At 62.4% G+C, this 14,115-nt stretch carries 11 protein-coding genes and 1 riboswitch; of the genes, 7 read left to right on the forward strand and 4 right to left on the reverse strand.

Annotated elements, in window-relative coordinates; translation table 11 throughout:
- Positions 1-30 precede the first annotated feature (30 nt).
- Genes CV013_RS14680 through CV013_RS14695 form a run of 4 tightly spaced genes read right to left on the reverse strand, consistent with a single transcriptional unit; the run spans position 31 to position 4,492 of the window.
- Entirely contained in the window at positions 31-759 is a 729-nt protein-coding gene (locus CV013_RS14680) for an ABC transporter ATP-binding protein (RefSeq protein WP_102156450.1), read from the reverse strand.
- On the reverse strand, positions 756-1,709 hold the full coding sequence (locus CV013_RS14685; protein WP_102156451.1) for a FecCD family ABC transporter permease: 954 nt from the start codon (positions 1,707-1,709) through the stop codon (positions 756-758). Before CV013_RS14685 ends, CV013_RS14680 begins: the two co-directional genes overlap by 4 nt.
- A complete protein-coding gene (locus CV013_RS14690; protein WP_232806607.1) occupies positions 1,706-2,584 on the reverse strand; it encodes an ABC transporter substrate-binding protein in 879 nt (292 codons plus the stop codon). Before CV013_RS14690 ends, CV013_RS14685 begins: the two co-directional genes overlap by 4 nt.
- A gap of 48 nt (positions 2,585-2,632) precedes the next feature.
- Complete coding sequence (locus CV013_RS14695) at positions 2,633-4,492, reverse strand: TonB-dependent receptor plug domain-containing protein (RefSeq protein WP_102156453.1); 1,860 nt, start codon at positions 4,490-4,492, stop codon at positions 2,633-2,635.
- A gap of 92 nt (positions 4,493-4,584) precedes the next feature.
- Positions 4,585-4,770: riboswitch (cobalamin riboswitch) on the reverse strand.
- Positions 4,771-4,933: 163 nt separating this feature from the next.
- On the opposite strand from CV013_RS14695, the gene CV013_RS14700 reads away from it, so the two are divergent.
- The 7 genes from CV013_RS14700 to CV013_RS14730 all read left to right on the forward strand — a co-directional run bounded on the left by CV013_RS14700 (position 4,934) and on the right by CV013_RS14730 (position 14,115).
- The gene (locus CV013_RS14700; protein WP_223805385.1) at positions 4,934-6,169 is read left to right on the forward strand and encodes a cell wall hydrolase; all 1,236 of its coding nucleotides are present in this window, start codon (positions 4,934-4,936) and stop codon (positions 6,167-6,169) included.
- A 147-nt stretch (positions 6,170-6,316) separates the two neighbouring features.
- The gene (locus tag CV013_RS14705) at positions 6,317-6,628 is read left to right on the forward strand and encodes a hypothetical protein (RefSeq protein WP_102156454.1); all 312 of its coding nucleotides are present in this window, start codon (positions 6,317-6,319) and stop codon (positions 6,626-6,628) included.
- Positions 6,629-6,790: 162 nt separating this feature from the next.
- Positions 6,791-8,719, forward strand: a complete 1,929-nt coding sequence (locus CV013_RS14710; RefSeq protein ID WP_223805384.1) for a putative bifunctional diguanylate cyclase/phosphodiesterase — start codon at positions 6,791-6,793, stop codon at positions 8,717-8,719.
- 245 nt (positions 8,720-8,964) lie between these two features.
- Positions 8,965-9,927, forward strand: coding sequence for a malate dehydrogenase (gene mdh, locus CV013_RS14715; protein WP_102156455.1), 963 nt, complete (start codon positions 8,965-8,967; stop codon positions 9,925-9,927).
- 41 nt (positions 9,928-9,968) lie between these two features.
- A complete protein-coding gene (gene sucD, locus CV013_RS14720) occupies positions 9,969-10,859 on the forward strand; it encodes a succinate--CoA ligase subunit alpha (protein ID WP_102156456.1) in 891 nt (296 codons plus the stop codon).
- Between the two features lie 49 nt (positions 10,860-10,908).
- The gene (locus CV013_RS14725) at positions 10,909-11,133 is read left to right on the forward strand and encodes a GIY-YIG nuclease family protein (RefSeq protein WP_102156457.1); all 225 of its coding nucleotides are present in this window, start codon (positions 10,909-10,911) and stop codon (positions 11,131-11,133) included.
- A 126-nt stretch (positions 11,134-11,259) separates the two neighbouring features.
- Positions 11,260-14,115, forward strand: coding sequence for a 2-oxoglutarate dehydrogenase E1 component (locus CV013_RS14730; RefSeq protein WP_102156458.1), 2,856 nt, complete (start codon positions 11,260-11,262; stop codon positions 14,113-14,115).

Here is a 14,115-nt window from a genome sequence, read left to right on the forward strand (position 1 = left end):
GCCATTGAGGCGTCCAAATGGGTTCTGAGCCTAACCCACGACAAGTGCCCGCGCGCCCGGCTCTCCCAGCCAGCGCGCGGGTACACCCCACACACGCGCGATCACATCTTCCGACAAGGCCACCTGCGGATCGCCATCTGCCGCCTTTTCCCCGCAATCGAGCACGATAACGCGGTCGGCATAATTCATCGCCAGTGCCAGATCGTGCAGCACCAGCACGACCCCCACCCCCTCACGCGCCGTGCGCCGGAAATGCCCGATCAGCGCCAGTTGATGCGCGATATCGAGCGCCGCCAGCGGCTCGTCTGCCAGAATCCAGCGCGGTGTCCCTGCCAGCACCCGCGCCAGCAAAGCCCGTGCGCGCTCTCCGCCGGAAAGCTGCGAGACAGGCCGTTCCGCAAACGAGTCGAGATCGAGCGCGGAGAGCGCCGCCGCCACTTCCGCTTCCCCCCGGTCGCGATGCGGCAAGCGCCCCAGCGCCACGAGGTTCCGCACGGTCAGATCCCACGCAATCTCGCCATTTTGCGGGAGATAGCCGATGGCCTGCGCCCGTTCGCACGGCCGCATCTGGTCGAGCGGCCTGTGGTCGAGCGCGACCAGCCCGCCTTCGGTCGGCAACAGGCCCGCAAGGCATTGCAGCAAAGTGGACTTGCCCGCTCCGTTCGGCCCGCAGATCGCCGTCACCTGGCCGGTTTGCATCGCCACCGTCACTTCTTCAAGCCGCCCCTCTACGGTCAGCTCTGCCGCAATCAGGCTCATGCCAGCCCCCGTCGCATTTGCATCAGCAGCCAGAGGAAAAACGGTGCACCCACAAGGCTGAGCGCAATGCCCAGCCGCAGCTCGGTAACCAGCGGGAGTATCCGACACAGGCAATCGGCCACCAGCACCAGCAACGCCCCCGCCAGCGCACTCGGCAGCATCAGCGAACTGGGCCGCCGGTCCGTCAGCGGGCGGACAAGGTGGGGCACGATCAGGCCAACGAACCCGACGATACCGGCCACAGCGACCCCGCTCCCCACAGTCAGCCCCACGCCCGCCACCAGCCAGCATTGCAAATGGGCCGGCTCCATTCCCAGACTGCGCGCTGCGCTTTCGCCCAGCACCAGTGCATCCAGCCCGCGCGCCGCCATCATCAGGCAGACAATGCCCAGCAGAGTCAGCGGCGCTGCAATCCAAACATCGGGCCAGCCGCGATCGGTCAGCGCGCCCATCAGCCAGTTGACGATCTCACTCATCGCAAAGGCGTTGGGCGCAAGGCTGATCGCCAGACTGGTCAGCGCACCGGCAAGGCTGGCAATCATCATTCCCGCCAGTGTGAACAGCGCAATCCCGCCAGCGCGCCCGGCAATCGCAGCCAGCAGAGCCATCGCGGCGGCGGCCCCCACCAGAGCGAACAGCGGCAACAGATAAGGGCTGGCAGCATAGCCGAACCACAGGCTCACCACCGCGCCCAGCGCCGCGCCGGGAGCAATCCCGAACAGGCCGGGATCGGCCAGCGGGTTGCGTAAATATCCCTGCATCGCGGCACCGCTGGCACCCAGCCCCGCGCCGATGACAATTGCCAGCAAGGCCCGCGGCAACCGCAATTCCATCAGGATCACGACCGCGTTGGGCGTCGTGGCGGGATCGATCCACACGCGCCCGGCCATCAGCGACAACGGCACGGCAATCGCCAGCAGCAGCAACAGGATTTGAACCGGACGCGTCACGAAACCGCCCGCCGGACAGAGGCAAGCCGATCCGCCGCCCGCACGATAGTCGGCCCGCCGCAATAGAGCAGCGCGGGATCGAATGGCACGGTCGCCATGCCTGCCACACCGCGCAACGCAGGATGATGTTGCCCCCGGTCGTCGCCCGCCACCAGCAACACGCGCGGCGGATCGCTCAGCAACCGTTCGAGAGAGAGGTAATCGGCCTGCCCCATGCCGCGCTGCGCGCTCTGGTTGGCAAGGCCTGCATTGGCCATAAGCTGGCTCACCAGCGCTCCGTCCCCCGGAACGATTCCGCCGGGTTGCCACAGAATTGCCGGAACGGGCCGCCCCGCCCAGTGCCCCCGCGCGACAGCGGATTCGATCCGCCGGACAAGTGCCTCCCCGCGTTCGGGATGGCCTGCAAGCGCGGCGAGTTGCCGCACTTGTGCGATACTGTCCTGCACCGACATGGCGATGCCGACTGTTTCGACGCGCTTTCCAAGCCGGGCGAATGCCGCGCGGGTTGAAGGCGGCAGAAATGTTCCGCCGACCACGATCTGCGGATCGAGCGCAAGGACTTCCTCCACCGTTCCGCCCGTGGTGCCGTATGTGCGGGCGATGGATACGTCCATCGAACTCGCCCGTGGATCACGGCTGTAATGGCTCAACGCCAGCACCTGATCCGGCCCGGCGACTTCGGCCAGAATGGCGTCCGTACAGGGATTGAGACTGACGATGGTGGGGTGCACCACTTCCGGCCCCGGCGCAGCAGATGCAGTGCACGCAGCGAGCAGGAGAGACAGCATCGCCGGAAAGAGGCGCCCCACATTGCCTCGGCGCCGCCCGGATGAAACCGGACGGCGCCTGGCGCGATGGCCGCTTCTGTCAGTCATGAAGTAACGGCAACGGTATAGCCGCTGTTTGCGGGCACAGCGAAGCGATCACATCTTCAACCGCACACCGACATATCCGGCACGACCTTGTGTGCCGTAACCGGAAACCGTTTCGTAGTCGGCGTCGGTCACGTTTTCGACCCGCCCGAACAGTTCGAAGCGGTTCGCAATCGGCAAGCTGGCGCGGATATCGCCCACGGCATAAGGTGCCAGCCGCTTGGTATTGGTCGCATTGTCGAAGCTTTCGCCAACCAGCCGCACATCGCCGCCGATCACCAGCCCCAGCGGAGTGGTCCAGTCGAGCGATGTCGTCAGCGCATGTTGCGGACGGCGAGCAAGCCAGTTGCCGGTCGCCCGGTCGGTCGCTTCGACATAGCTATAGGCAATCTGCGTCCGCAGGTTGTCTGTCGGAGCAAGGCCGAATTCGATTTCGACACCCTGCGCGCGCGCCCGACCGACATTGTCATATGTGCCATATGGGCGATTGTTGCATATCCCGCCGATCACCCCGGAACACGAGATGAAATCGATCAGGTTTTTGCTATCCCGCCGGAACAGAGTGACTGCGGCATAGGTCGGCGCAGCGCGGTCGCGCCATGCCAGGCCGAGATCGTAGCTGGTGGCCTGTTCAGGACTCAGGCTCACATTGCCGTAGTCCGACAGCAACTGATACAGCGTCGGGGCCTTGAACCCTTCGCCCACGCTGGCGCGCAGGCGCAGGTCGTGGACGATTTCAAAGCTGGCATCGGCACCGAAGCTGGTTTCCCCGCCGAACCGTTCGTGTTCGTCATGGCGCACGCCGACATGCGCGGCATAACGCGGGGTTTCGATGCCGATCTGGGTGTAAGCCCCCCATGTGTTGGTGGATTCGTGCTTGCCTCCAATATCGGCAAACCGCGTCCATTCGCCGTTACCGCCGAAATTGACCACCAGCGGCCCGACCGCGCGCCATGTCCCGCGCACGTCTGCCCGGTCGAGATGGCCGGCAATCGTGTATGTCGGGTCGCTACCGAAGTCGGGATTGTAGTTTTCGCGGTGTGTATCCGCGAACGACCATGCCCCTTGCAGATAGAGCGTACCGCTGTCGTACACCGCGCCCGCTGCGCCCGAATACTGTTCGGTCTTCTGCGTTTCGTTAGTGTCGGCAAAGGTATAGCTCGGCGCAGGGAAGCCATCGACATCGAGATCGCCCTTGGCATAACGGCCACGCACGAACAGTTCGAAGCTGGGCGAGAGATAGGCCCGTGCCTCGCCATTGGCGGCGAACTGTTCGAACCCGTCAGGTTCTGTCCCGTTGCGAGCCGAGGAATAGCCATCGGTGCGATACCAGCTCGCCGATCCGCCAAGGAAATAGGCATCGCTGCCAATTCCGCCGGTGGCCTTGAGATAGGCGGTTTCGTTGCTGCCGTATTCGGCGCTGGCCTGAAGCCCGCGCTGCGCCCGCGTGGTCACTGCCAATACCCCGCCCATCGCGTCCGAACCCCAGATAGTGGAGTTTGCGCCACGCAGCAGATCGATCTTCTCGATATTGCCGGCCAGCAGGTTGCCGAAATCGAACCCGCCGCCGGGCGATGCCGGGTCCGACACCCGCACGCCATCGACCAGCACCAGCAGTTGTTCAGCGGACGCACCGCGGACCCACACACTGGTTACCGAGCCGGGCGCGCCGTTACGACTGATCGTCACACCGGGGGCGCGTTCCAGCACGCGGGCGATATCCGCGCCCTGAATCGAATCGATTTCGTCCGCACCGATCACAGTTACCGGCTGTCCGGTATCGACGACATTGCTGCCTGTGCCACTGGCGGTCACCGTGATCGTGGTCGGATCGGCCTGATAGGCATCTTCAGCCGCGAGAGCGGGTGACGCGACTGCAGCACAACTCAAAAGAAACAGATATTTAGACATTAAACCTCCGATAATGAACGAACACGTCGCTCATCAACGGGAGGCGCGGACATGCGCTTCTCGTCTGCCACCGGTAACACCCCGCCCGGCAACACGAACGACCGTCTCAGGCAGGTCTCCTGGCTCCCGGATCGATGCTCGTGGCCGCCTTCCCGATCTTGCGATCAGTGGTGAATGGCCATTCGCTCCCCGGTCACAGTTGCGGGGGCAGCGGGAGAATATGACTCCCTTCCCTCTTAGGCCCGAATAATCGGACAACCCATGACGATGGCGGGCCGATAGGCGCGGCAATTGCGAAAGGCAAGATCGCAAGCAGCGCGTTTACCACCTGGCAAGCACATCGTTTAACTCTGCCTTGCAATGTGTGCCGCCAAGGGACGGGTGCCGGAACCGCGCTCGCGAGATGCGCCCGCATCCGCTACGCGCCGCTAAGGCGCGGTTTTGAAAGTCGGCGCTGTCCCATGTGCTGCAGTAAAGGAATTCGCGATCCGTCAGCCCGCCACCTCTGCCCGCCGGAAACGGCGCAACCGCAGGCCTTCGCGCATTGCGGAGTGGCTGCGTGCGTTCGGCGGCGCGTCCGATGGCAATCATCGCGGTCGCCGGTTTCTGGCGCTGGCAGCCGCCATAGCGGTCCCGGCAATGGCCGCACCGGGCGAGTGGAACCGGTTCGATCTCGACCCTGCGAGTGTGCAGAACACAGCACCGATGCCGTTCGAAACGCCGGGCGAGAGCTTCCCCGGATCGGCATTCTTCTATCTGCAGGACGTTCCCGATCTGCCCGACGGGCAAAGCGAAGACGATCTGCCCCCGCCGCTGAATACTGGCGCGCACTGGGACGGCGAGCCGACGCCCGACCCGGCCACAGCGTTCGGCGCGCGGTTTGCAGCCAGACCCTTCAGCCAGATCGGCAGCGGGATCAGCAAGGCCCGCGCGCTGCGCTGCCTTTCAATGGCGGTGTATTACGAAGCCGCGAATGAAAGCACCGATGGCCAGCGGGCCGTGGCTCAAGTCGTGCTCAACCGCGTGGCCCACCCCAGCTATCCCGACAGTGTGTGCGGCGTAGTGTTTCAGGGCAGCGAGCGGCAGACAGGGTGCCAGTTCACTTTTACCTGCGACGGATCGCTCGATCGCAAGCCGATGACGGCGAAATGGAATCGCGCCACCGCCGTGGCGCAGGCCGCGCTGAGCGGATATGTATATCGCCCCATCGGCCTCGCCACACATTACCATGCGACTTACGTGCTGCCCTATTGGGCATCCAGCCTCGACAATGTCGGCACTATCGGACTGCACACATTCTATCGCTGGCGCGGCGCGGCCGGACGGCTGGCCGCATTTTCCGATGTCTATCGTGGCGGGGAACCGATTGCCGCCCCGCATCCGCGCACTCTCGCCCCCGCGCCCGATTCCGCGCCGGACCCGGTGATGCTGGCGCGCGCTTATGAGGCTTCGCACAAGCCCGCCGATGGCCTTGCGGCATCGCCCGCCGTGGCCAGCAAGGCCGCCGCTGGCACTGGATCGAGCGGCATCGCAGCGTCCGCACCACCGCCCACCTACGCACAATCGGTTGCCGCGCGCGGCGGCGACCGGATCTACAAAGCGAACGATCTGCCGACATCGAGCGGCGTGAAGGCCGAATACGCCAATTCCGGGCGCTGGATCGCACAGCCCAACTGACCGGATCGGGCGATATGTTTAACAGCGTGGAAAGCATGCTGTTTAGCATCCCACAAAGATCATTACGGCATAGCAATGACACCTCTCTCTCGTCGCAGAGGTGTAGTTCAGAACCAAGCCCTTCTGATAAAAGGATCGCTTCGCCCGATGTCCTATCGCTATGCCTTTGTCCGTCACGCAATCTGTTCGCCTGTGACGCGCGCGCTGACAGTCAGAGCACCGGCGCGGGCAGCGAATGACAATGACAATCATCACCGGGCATCGAACGAGGCGGTGCTGCAGGCGGCCTTGCGGCATTTCGGCCAGCACGGCCTGCGCGCAGCGGAAGTGGCGCGCAAACACGCCGAAGCGGCATTCTTCGCAAACGACCGACTCGCTTATGACTGGTGGCTGGCGATCTGCCGCACGCTCGACAAGCGTCTGGCGCGGCTGACCGAGGGCACCCTGTCGGTAAACTAAATCCGGCATCGGCGAGGCTGCCTCGGCTCTGGCCTAACAACGGCTGCCTGTAGCCAATGATGCTCCCCGATAAACGTCAAGCCGATCTTAACTATCCGGTGACCTCTTTGCGATAGTGCCTGCGTTGTGGTGGATCGAAAATTCCATAAAGCCGTAAGGCGCGTGTTTCCGAAGGGACGCCGGACTGCTCTGGATCAGAGAGTCAGACGCACCCTTGTACACTCACTCTATGCTCAGCCGGTCAGTCTCGCACTGGGGGCATTGTGCGGCATTGTCTCCACCGGGTTTTCCGCGTTCATTACCGGCAGCACAGCTCTCTATGCACTGTCGGCCACGTTGTGCATCGTGGCGATTGCACGCGTCACACTCTCTCTGATCCTCGCTGAACGTCAGCGCGACACCAGCACATATACGCTCGAAGTCATCTACGAGATCGGCGCATTCAGTTATGCCATTACGCTTGGCATCACCGCGGCACTGGCTCTCGTGCTAAAGGTCGATGTCGGGGTTCAGGTTCTGATGCAGGCCAACGCTATCGGATATGGCATCGGCATCTGCGCGCGGAACGCCGGGCGTCCGATGATCGCGATGGGGCAGCTGACGCTGGCCACCGGGCCGATCATTCTGGGCGCATTGTATGTGGGAACGTTGCCGTTGATCGCTCTGGCGATCACAATGGCCATGCTGATTCCCGCAATGGCCTCTATCGTCGCCAATCTCTTCCGAATGCTTCGCGAATCCATCGCCGCTGCGGAAACCAGTGCCAAGCTGGCCAGCAAGATGCAGACTCTGGCGCGAACCGATGTCGTAACGGGCCTTGCCAACCGTGCCGGGCTCAATCACGCAATGGTCGAAAAGCTGCTTGCTCTGCCCGATGATCGGATGCTGGCGCTGTTCTGGCTCGATCTCGACCGGTTCAAGGAAGTCAACGATCTGCTTGGCCACCCTGTCGGTGACCGGGTTTTGAGCGAAGTCGCGCGCCGCCTTAAAGAGGTCGCCCCAGATGGCGCGATCGTGTCGCGCTTCGGCGGTGACGAGTTCATTATGGTGTGCGAAATCGACACCCGCAGGCATTGTGAAGAACTGGCCGACGAAGTCCTGTCCTATGTCACCCGCGCCATGCGCGTCGATGGCGAGCGGCTGGAAATCCCTTCGTCGATGGGTGTGGCAATCCTGCCCGACGATGGACATGACACCGATACTTTGATGCAAAGTGCCGACCTTGCGCTCTATCAGGCGAAAGTGGGCGGACGTAATCAGGCCCGATTCTATGACAGTTCGATGAGCCGCGACCTCGTGCGTCGGCGCGAAATCGAGGCAGAATTGCGCGCCGCGATCCAGCGGGACGAACTGTCGATCTTCTTCCAGCCGATCGTCGATCTCGAAACCGGGCGTATCCGCACGTTTGAGGCGCTGGTGCGCTGGTTCCACCCGGAAAAGGGGGAACTGCGGCCAGACGAATTCATCCCTGTGGCCGAAGAAACCGGCGTTATCGTCACTTTGGGCAACTGGATCACCAAGCAGGCCGCCCGCGCAGCGGCCACCTGGCCCGAAGATGTTACGCTGGCGGTCAACCTTTCGCCGCTGCAAATCCGCGCACCGGGTGCCGCGATCGGCATTCTCGCCGCGATCCGCGAAGCAGGCCTGGCACCCGAACGGCTGGAGCTGGAGGTAACCGAAAGCCTGTTCCTCGACGATAGCGAGTCAACCAGCGCCTTTATCGAAGAACTTTCAGCAGTCGGCGTCCACTTCGCACTCGACGATTTCGGAACCGGCTATTCCTCGCTCGGCTACATCAACAAATTCCCGTTCAGCAAGATCAAGGTAGATCGCAGCTTCGTGTCCGGCCCCAAAGTCGGCCGCAAGAGCGACGCGATCATCCGCGCCGTGGCCGAAATGGGCGCTCAGCTCGACATGGCCATAGTCGCAGAAGGGCTGGAAACCATCGAACAGGTCCGCGCTGTGTCCGCTGCCGGATGTACTCTGGGTCAGGGATATTACTTCAGCCGGGCCGTTCCCGACTATCTCGCCGCGCTGTTGCTGGCACAGGAACGCAATCCGAAAAGCGTGAGCCGCGCCGCTGTCGGCTGAGCCGCGACCGCCGCTTTTCCCGCAGGAACAACGGTTTCTCACTGGCTTGATAAGCCCGTTTTCGACTTCATATTGCAATTGATAACTGTTAGCAAAGATAACTGGCGCCATTAGACCTTTTGCCGGTTGCATTCGCCCGATCACACGCCTACCCCGGCGCAAATTCGCTGGCCGCCCTGCCCGCGGGACGGGGCCGTGTCACCTTTGTTGGCCGTTCCCGCGCGTGTGAAGGGAAAGTCGTACTCATGGCTCGCAAGAAGATCGCCCTCGTTGGCGCCGGTATGATCGGCGGCACACTCGCCCACCTCGCTGCGAAGAAAGAAATGGGCGACGTCGTCCTGTTCGACATCGCCGAAGGTCTGCCGCAGGGCAAGGCACTGGACCTCAGCCAGTGCGGCCCGATCGAAGGGTTCGACGCGAAAATCACCGGCACCAACGATTATGCCGACCTCGCCGGTTCGGATGTCGTGATCGTCACCGCCGGTTCGCCGCGCAAGCCGGGCATGAGCCGCGACGATCTGCTGGGCATCAACCTCAAGGTGATGAAGGCTGTCGGCGAAGGCATCAAGAACAACTGCCCCGACGCATTCGTGATCTGCATCACCAACCCGCTCGACGCGATGGTCTGGGCGCTGCGCGAATTCTCCGGCCTGCCCCATAACAAGGTCGTCGGCATGGCCGGCGTGCTCGACTCTGCCCGTTTCGCGACTTTCCTCGCATGGGAATTCGGCGTTTCGGTGAAGGATGTGAACGCATTCGTGCTCGGCGGCCACGGCGATACGATGGTGCCGGTTACCAGCTACACCACGATCAACGGCATCCCGGTCAACGACTTCGCCAAGATCAAGGGCGTCGATCAGGGCCGGATCGACGAAATCGTCGACCGCACCCGCAAGGGCGGCGGCGAAATCGTCGGCCTGCTCAAGACCGGCTCGGCCTTCTACGCCCCGGCCACCAGCGCGATCGCAATGGCCGAGGCTTACCTTGGCGACCAGAAACGCATCTTGCCCTGCGCCGCGCACGTTGATGGCAAGTATGGCGTCAATGGCCTCTATGTCGGCGTTCCCGCAGTGATCGGCGCGAACGGCATCGAAGACGTGGTCGAAATCGAACTGTCGGACGAAGAAGCAAGCAACCTCAAGGTTTCGGTCGACGCGGTCGAAGAACTGCTCGTCGCCTGCAAGAACATCGATCCGTCGCTGGCCTGATCCGGCGGGCCTGAAACAGACGCATCCAGAGAGGAAAATTCATGTCCATTCTCGTCGATAAGAATACCAAGGTCATCACTCAGGGGATGACCGGCGACACCGGCACGTTCCACACGCAGCAGGCGCTCGATTACGGCACCCAGATGGTGGCGGGCGTTACGCCGGGCAAAGGCGGGACCGAACACATCGGCCTGCCGGTGTTCGACACTGTAAAAGAAGCCAAGTCGGCCACTGGTGCGACGGCATCGTGCATCTATGTTCCGCCGCCGTTCGCCGCCGATTCGATCCTCGAAGCGATCGATGCCGAAATCGAGCTGATCGTGGCGATCACCGAAGGTATCCCGGTGCTCGACATGGTGCGCGTGAAGCGTGCGCTCGATGGCAGCAAGAGCCGCCTGATCGGCCCCAACTGCCCCGGCGTACTGACCCCCGGCGAATGCAAGATCGGCATTATGCCCGGCAGCATCTTCAAGAAGGGTTCGGTTGGCGTCGTATCGCGTTCGGGCACGCTGACTTACGAAGCCGTGCACCAGACCACGATGGTCGGCCTTGGCCAGACTACCGCAGTCGGCATCGGCGGCGACCCGGTCAATGGCACGAACTTTATCGACGTGCTCGACCTGTTCCTCTCGGACGATGAAACCAAGTCGATCATCATGATCGGTGAAATCGGTGGCTCGGCAGAAGAAGAAGCTGCTGAATTCATCAAGGAACAGGCGAAGAAGGGCCGCAAGAAACCGATGGTTGGCTTCATCGCGGGCCGCACGGCGCCTCCGGGCCGCCGGATGGGCCACGCGGGCGCCATCGTTTCGGGCGGCCAGGGCGGCGCGGAAGACAAGATCGCTGCGATGGAAAGCGCGGGCATCCGCGTGTCCCCCTCGCCCAGCGAACTTGGCACCACGCTCGATGCGCTGCTGAAGGAACTGGCCTAGGTTGTGAGCCCCCGCGCAGGCGGGGGCCTCATGCCGCATTCTGCGAGGGATGAAGTCCGGTTATGTCTATATCCTCACCAACAGGCCGATGGGGGTCCTCTATATCGGGGTCACATCTGACCTTGCGGCGCGGATGGAACAGCACAAATCGGCGGCAGTCAGCAGCTTTACCAAGCGATACAACTGCCACCGGCTTGTCTGGTTTGCACAATTTGAGAACATTCATGACGCCCGTGCGTTCGAACATCGGATGAAGAAATGGAATCGGGCGTGAAAAATAAACCGCATCGTCGAAACGAACCCGCAATGGCGGGATCTGGCGAGCGACTTGTAACGAAATTCGGGCAGCCGGAGATCCCCGCCTTCGCGGGGACTCACGAAGGACAAGGCATTGCACCCAATGGGTAACGAAGCACACGATTTCCTCCCTGACGGTCAGGATTCCGGGCCGCAACCCGGTCCGTCCTGGGCCAACCCGCGCTGGCCGCTGGTCGGCGGTGAGAGCGAGGACGACCTGACGCAGGCGCTCGATCCGACAGCGATGAAGCTGGCGGTGAAAGCGGCTGCGACCAAAACGGGCAAGCAGATGGACGAAAAGGCGGTCGAACAGGCCGCCGACGATTCGATCCGCGCGATGATGCTCGTCCGCACGTATCGGGTCCGTGGCCACCTTGCCGCCAACCTCGATCCGCTGGGCCTCTCCAGTCATGAATTGCCGGCCGACCTGACGCCCGAGTTCCACGGCTTTTCCGGCGCTGCGCTCGATCGCCCGGTCTATGTGGGTGGGACGCTGGGCCTCGAATGGACGACCATCGGTGATCTCGTGGCGATTCTCCGCAAGAATTATTGCGGCAAGGTCGGCTTCGAATACATGCACATCGCAGATGTGGAGGAACGCCGCTTCATTCAGGATCGGATCGAAGGGATCGACAAAGTCATCACCTTCACTCCGGAAGGCAAACGCGCGATTCTTGCGGCGGTGATCCGCGGCGAACAGTACGAAGATTTCCTCGGTAAGAAATACGTCGGCACCAAGCGGTTCGGCCTCGATGGCGGTGAATCGATGATCCCCGCACTCGAAGCGGTGATCAAATATGGCGGCCAGATGGGCGTGCGCGAAATCATCTACGGCATGGCGCACCGTGGCCGTCTCAACGTGCTCGCGAACGTGATGGCCAAGCCGTATCGCGTGATCTTCCACGAATTTTCGGGTGGCAGCGCCAACCCCGAAGATGTCGGCGGTTCGGGCGATGTGAAATATCACCTCGGCACCAGCACCGACCGCGAATTCGACGGGATCAAGGTTCACATGAGCCTCGTGCCCAATCCCAGCCATCTGGAAGCGGTGGACCCCGTCGTGCTCGGCAAGACCCGCGCGCAGCAGGCTATTCGCGACGATCTGAAGAAGCACGAACAGGTTCTGCCTGTGCTGATCCACGGCGATGCGGCATTCGCGGGCCAGGGCATCGTGTGGGAATGCTTCGGCTTTTCCGGGGTGCGCGGGTACAATACCGGCGGCTGTATCCATTTCGTGATCAACAACCAGATCGGTTTCACCACCAGCCCGAAATTCGCCCGCTCCTCGCCCTACCCCTCCGATGTGGCGAAGGGCGTTCAGGCTCCGATCCTGCACGTCAACGGCGACGATCCCGAAGCGGTGACGTTCGCCTGCAAGATGGCGATCGAATACCGCCAGACATTCGGGCGCGATATCGTGATCGACATGTGGTGCTATCGCCGGTTCGGCCACAACGAAGGTGACGAACCGAGCTTTACCCAGCCGCTGATGTACGACCGGATTCGCCAGCACCCCAAGGTCAGCGTGCTCTATTCCGATCGCCTGCTGAACGAAGGCATGATCGAAAAGGGCGATCCCGATGCCATGCGCGAAGAATTCCGCGCGCATCTGGATGAACAGTTCGACGGGGCTGCGGATTACAAGCCCAATGCAGCCGACTGGTTCGGTGGCCGCTGGGCCGGGCTGAACAAGCCCGCCGATTCCGAAGAAGCGCGCCGCAATGTCGATACCGCAATCTCGCGCAAGCTGTTCGACAGCCTCGGCCGCACTCTTACGACTGTGCCCGACGATCTGACGATCCACAAAACGCTCGGCCGCGTGCTCGATGCCAAGCGCAAGATGTTCGACACCAGCGAAGGGTTCGACTGGGCAACCGCCGAAGCGCTCGCTTACGGCAGCCTCGTCACCGAAGGATACGGTGTGCGCCTGTCCGGGCAGGATTCGGGCCGCGGCACTTTCAGCCAGCGGCACGCTGTGTGGATCGACCAGAAAACCGAAGACAAATACATTCCGCTGTGTCAGCTGCCGCATGGCAAGTTCGAGGTGTATGACAGCCCGCTGTCCGAATACGGTGTGCTTGGTTTCGAATACGGGTTCGCGATGGCCGATCCCAAATCTCTGGTGTTGTGGGAAGCGCAGTTCGGCGATTTCGCCAACGGGGCGCAGATCATCATCGATCAGTTCATCGCCAGCGGCGAGGCCAAATGGCTGCGCGCCAACGGGCTGGTGATGCTCCTCCCGCACGGCTACGAAGGTCAGGGGCCGGAACACAGCTCGGCCCGGCTCGAACGGTTCCTGCAACTGTGCGCCAACGACAACATTCAGGTGTGTAACATCACCGTGCCGGCGAACTATTTCCACGTTCTCCGCCGCCAGATGCTGCGCCCCTTCCGTAAACCGCTTATCATCATGACTCCCAAGAGCTTGCTCCGCCATCCGATGGCGAAAAGCTCTGCCGAGGAATTCGTGGGCGAAAGCCACTTCAAGCGGATCATGTCGGACACGACCGAAATTGCAGATGCCAAGGTGAAACGCCTGGTGCTCTGTTCGGGTAAAGTCGCCTACGATCTGATCGAGAAGCGCGACGAGGAAGGGCTGGAAGACGTCTCTGTCGTCCGGCTTGAACAGCTATATCCCTTCCCCGGCGAACCACTGGCGATCCGCCTGAAGCGGATGAAGAACCTCGAGACGGTCGTCTGGTGTCAGGAAGAACCGAAGAACAACGGCGCGTGGTTCTTCGTGGAAAGCAAGATCGAAGATGCCTTGAACGAAGCCGGGCATACCGGAATGCGTCCGTGTTATGCCGGACGCGAAGTGGCGGCATCGCCCGCGACCGGCCTCGCCAAGCGTCACGCGGAACAGCAACGCTCGCTGGTGCAGGTCGCCCTTGGCCTTGCCGACGGCGGCACTGATGCCCGTGCCAAGCTCAAAGCTTCCGCCCGCAAGAAACCCGCCTGA

This window comes from Tsuneonella flava, from assembly GCF_002870965.1.
Classification (GTDB): Bacteria; Pseudomonadota; Alphaproteobacteria; order Sphingomonadales; family Sphingomonadaceae; genus Tsuneonella; species Tsuneonella flava.

Coding starts and splice junctions, on each gene's coding strand:
- CV013_RS14680 (WP_102156450.1), bottom strand. CDS start 759: ATGAGCCTGATTGCGGCAGAGCTGACCGTAGAGGGGCGGCTTGAAGAA.
- CV013_RS14690 (WP_232806607.1), bottom strand. CDS start 2,584: ATGACTGACAGAAGCGGCCATCGCGCCAGGCGCCGTCCGGTTTCATCC.
- CV013_RS14695 (WP_102156453.1), bottom strand. CDS start 4,492: ATGTCTAAATATCTGTTTCTTTTGAGTTGTGCTGCAGTCGCGTCACCC.
- CV013_RS14705 (WP_102156454.1), top strand. CDS start 6,317: ATGTCCTATCGCTATGCCTTTGTCCGTCACGCAATCTGTTCGCCTGTG.
- mdh (WP_102156455.1), top strand. CDS start 8,965: ATGGCTCGCAAGAAGATCGCCCTCGTTGGCGCCGGTATGATCGGCGGC.
- sucD (WP_102156456.1), top strand. CDS start 9,969: ATGTCCATTCTCGTCGATAAGAATACCAAGGTCATCACTCAGGGGATG.
- CV013_RS14725 (WP_102156457.1), top strand. CDS start 10,909: ATGAAGTCCGGTTATGTCTATATCCTCACCAACAGGCCGATGGGGGTC.
- CV013_RS14730 (WP_102156458.1), top strand. CDS start 11,260: ATGGGTAACGAAGCACACGATTTCCTCCCTGACGGTCAGGATTCCGGG.